General features: G+C 66.1%; 4 protein-coding genes. All 4 read right to left on the bottom strand.

The features are described from left to right. Positions 1-537: 537 nt before the first annotated feature. Positions 538-972 carry a thioredoxin family protein gene (locus AB6M95_RS19585; protein ID WP_371388427.1) on the bottom strand — a complete coding sequence of 145 codons (435 nt, stop codon included), beginning with the start codon at positions 970-972 and terminating at the stop codon, positions 538-540. A gap of 68 nt (positions 973-1,040) precedes the next feature. Then, positions 1,041-1,451 carry a PaaI family thioesterase gene (locus AB6M95_RS19580; protein WP_371388426.1) on the bottom strand — a complete coding sequence of 137 codons (411 nt, stop codon included), beginning with the start codon at positions 1,449-1,451 and terminating at the stop codon, positions 1,041-1,043. 5 nt (positions 1,452-1,456) lie between these two features. Beyond that, positions 1,457-2,272 carry a sugar phosphate isomerase/epimerase family protein gene (locus AB6M95_RS19575; RefSeq protein WP_371388425.1) on the bottom strand — a complete coding sequence of 272 codons (816 nt, stop codon included), beginning with the start codon at positions 2,270-2,272 and terminating at the stop codon, positions 1,457-1,459. A 270-nt stretch (positions 2,273-2,542) separates the two neighbouring features. Then, the gene (locus AB6M95_RS19570) at positions 2,543-2,953 is read right to left on the bottom strand and encodes a hypothetical protein (RefSeq protein WP_371388424.1); all 411 of its coding nucleotides are present in this window, start codon (positions 2,951-2,953) and stop codon (positions 2,543-2,545) included. Positions 2,954-3,136: the final 183 nt, after the last annotated feature.

The raw sequence follows: 3,136 nt of genomic DNA, 5'->3' as shown, positions 1-3,136 counted from the left end.
ACCCTTTGAAAAGGGTTCCCCCTGGACCCCCTCCCAAACTTTTTGGGTCGCCTGCGGCGAAGGTGCGGGAGCGGAGTGGCGAGGTGTTTCGCGAGGGATGGGGGAGTAGCTTGGCTGTGCGGTGTCCCGAAGGGTTCGCGCCGGACGTCCACGGGCCTCGGAGGGCCGCCCTGCGCGAACCCTTCGGGACGGTTGCCAACGCCGCAGGTGGGCGTGGGCGGAACTCGGAAAATGGTTTTGCGGCGTTTTGTGACTGTGGGCGGGGTGGGTTAGTCTTTGGTGCCCATGCCTTCCCCAAAAGGAAACCCCGCGATTTCGGACAGAAAAAATGGCGTGCTTCCTATGCGAAGAAGCACGCCGTTCGATCCGTTTTTTCTGCCCGAAATCGCCAACCGGCACGGCGGAAGGCGTCCTGAGCCAGCCTTTCGCCGCCGCTCGCCCCTGAGCGAAGCGAACACGGGATTCTTAAGGCCCTCGGCCTTAAGCGGGTCCAGGGCAGCGCCCTGGTCTCCCCGAAGGGGCCGCCGGAGGCATCCCCTATACGTACTGCCTCACCCAGGCCGTGATGTCGCGGGCGTTCATGGCGCCGGACTGGCGGGCCGCTTCCCGTCCGTTTTTGAACAGGATGAGGGTGGGCACGGCGCGGATGCCGTAGCGTCCGGCGATGGTTTGTTCGGCCGAGGTGTCGATTTTTGCCAGCCGGACCTGGGGGAACAGGGTTTTGGCGGCATCGGCGAACTGCGGGCCCATCATCAGGCAGGGGCCGCAGGTGGGCGAGTAGAAGTCCACGAGGGTGGGCACCTGGGACTTGGCGATATGGCGGTCGAAGGTCGAGCCGACGAGTTCCAGCGGGTGGTCGTCGAAGACCTTGTTATGGCATTTGCCGCAGGTGGCTTCGGCCTCACGGCCGGTCTGGACGCGGTTGACGGCCCCGCATTGCGGGCAGACGATGAGTCGATTGTCGGTGGTCATGGTATTCCTCCGTTGGTGTCGTACGGAAGAAAAATAAGCATGAAACCGCGCGGGGCAAGGGCTTCGGGTCAGGACAGGAGCAGGAACGAGGCCGTGGCCCGGGCCACTTCGCGGTCGTCGGACGAGGCGCTGGCTTCGGCAAAGAGGACGCGGCGGCCGCGCTTGACCACGCGGGCCTCGCAGATCAGGTCCGAGCCGGGTTTGACCGCGCGGAGGAAGCTGACGGACAGGTCCACGGTCGTGGTCTGCTGGCCCGGCTGATTGCCTGCGAGCACGGCATGGGCCATGGTCTCGTCGAGCAGGGTGGTCAGGATGCCGCCCGCGACCATGCCCGCCCCCTGGGTCAGCTCGGGGCGGAACGGGAGCCGGAGCACGGCCCGGTCGGGTTCGAAGGTCTCCGCTTGCAGGCCCAGGAAGGCGAAGAGGTGGTTCACGGTCTGGTCCTGCTGGCGGACCGCTTCGAGGTAGGCTTTGGGCATGTCGGTCATTCTCCCCGGCCGGTTGTCAGCCGCGCCTCCATGTCCCGGCGCAGCCTGGTGAGCAATTCCACGGTGCCGTCCACGTCGTCGGGGAAGGCGCCCGGTTCCAGTTCGAGGGTAATGTATCCGGCGTAGCCCCGTTTGCCAAGGCGCTCAAGGAAGTCGTCCAGCGGCAGCGCGCCCTTGCCCGGCGCGAGGTGTTCGGTGTAGCCCACGGCGTCGGAGAAGTGGACGTTGTAGAGCAGGTCCGGCGGCACCTTGTCGATGGCCTCCAGCACGTTGCGGCCGGACACGCCCATGTGGCAGACGTCGAACGTCAGCCCCACGTTCTTGTCCCGGCACTGGGCCGTGAGCTTGTCCAGCGGGTCGCGGCCGAACGGCGAGCCCTCGGCCCAGGGCATGTTCTCCAGCGAGAAGCGGATGCGGCCTTTGGCGTCCAGGAGCAGGGGCAGGTCCACGGCCTTTTCGAACCAGCGGTTCTGGATCATGTTGGCCAGCCGCGAGCCGGGCGGGTGCATGACGATGTGGTCCGCCTCGGGCAGGGAGTTGGCCAGGGCCGTGGTCGCCTTCCATGAATTGAGGTGCCCGCCCCAGGCCGACCAGTCGCGGAACGGGGCGTGCAGGCTGCGGATGGGCAGGATGTCGCTGATCGCCGCGAGCCCGGCCTGCGGGTCGAGCTTGGGCGAGTTCATGATCAACTCCATGCCCGCGAACCCGGCCTCCCGGCCGATCCGCGCTATGAGCTTGAGCGGCAGGTGGAACAAACACCCCGCCGACAGCAGAATCTGGGGGCCGCCCGGGCCGACTGCGTCTTCTCCCATGCCTGCACCATACGACACCCCCGCGTCCAGGCAATGAAATATCGGGGAAGGGCGCAATCCGGCGGGTAAACGGCGTCAAAAAGCGCCCGGCGTTCCCGCGATGCCGCAAACCGTCCGCCAAAGGGCTGCCGCCCGCCGCGCGGCTTTCCATCGAAGCGCAAGGCACAACCCATGCGGTGGCAGGAACATAAGCAAACACTGCCGTGCGAATAGGCGGCGTTTATTTACATGAATTTATGGGTGAATAGACTGATCGTCGCTTATCGATACTTATTTCGTCGGCGACTTTTCTATGAGGTCGACCAGGACCAGCGCCCAGGCCATGTCGCGCTTGTTGTCCTCGGTCATGGCGTCCAGGAGCCATTCCTTGAGCGGTTTGACGGCCGCCTTGAGCCGGGCCGGGCCCAGGTCCTCCACCCGGTAGGCCGCGTCCAGGGCGTCCAGGCACAATGCGTCGAACTCCTGCCCGGACCCGTCCGCGTGACGGGCCGCGCGCAACGACGCATGGTAGGCCGCGATCTCCCGGACCTTCAACAGCCCGAAGACCACCGCCTCCAGCTGCGTGTAGTCCCGGCCCCATATCTCCCCGCCCCGGATCTCCGGACGCGCCAAGGCCCTGCCGCGCTCTTCGCGCCGGTCCAGCGTCCGCCGGAATTCCTCCAAGGCAACCACGTTTCCCATAACCGCTCCCTTTCCAACCGTTGTCCCCTCTCTTCGGCCATTCTTCATATTTCTTAAGGCGCTTGTTGAAGCTTTGGCCGGGGAAGGTGCCGCCTCCGGCAGGCCCTCGCCGGGCGGGCGCCTCCGGCGGCCGGGGCGCTGCCCCAGACCCCGCCAGGGGGAACCCTTTGAGAAAAGGGTTCC

Source organism: Pseudodesulfovibrio karagichevae (assembly GCF_041414475.1).
Lineage (GTDB): Bacteria > Desulfobacterota > Desulfovibrionia > Desulfovibrionales > Desulfovibrionaceae > Pseudodesulfovibrio > Pseudodesulfovibrio karagichevae.
Note: the sequence above shows the minus strand (reverse complement) of the source record. Positions and strands in the feature narration are given on the sequence as shown.

What these genes read in the sequence shown, in the direction of transcription:
- AB6M95_RS19585 (WP_371388427.1), bottom strand. Translation starts at nt 972, where the DNA reads ATGACCACCGACAATCGACTCATCGTCTGCCCGCAATGCGGGGCCGTC.
- AB6M95_RS19580 (WP_371388426.1), bottom strand. Translation starts at nt 1,451, where the DNA reads ATGCCCAAAGCCTACCTCGAAGCGGTCCGCCAGCAGGACCAGACCGTG.
- AB6M95_RS19575 (WP_371388425.1), bottom strand. Translation starts at nt 2,272, where the DNA reads ATGGGAGAAGACGCAGTCGGCCCGGGCGGCCCCCAGATTCTGCTGTCG.
- AB6M95_RS19570 (WP_371388424.1), bottom strand. Translation starts at nt 2,953, where the DNA reads ATGGGAAACGTGGTTGCCTTGGAGGAATTCCGGCGGACGCTGGACCGG.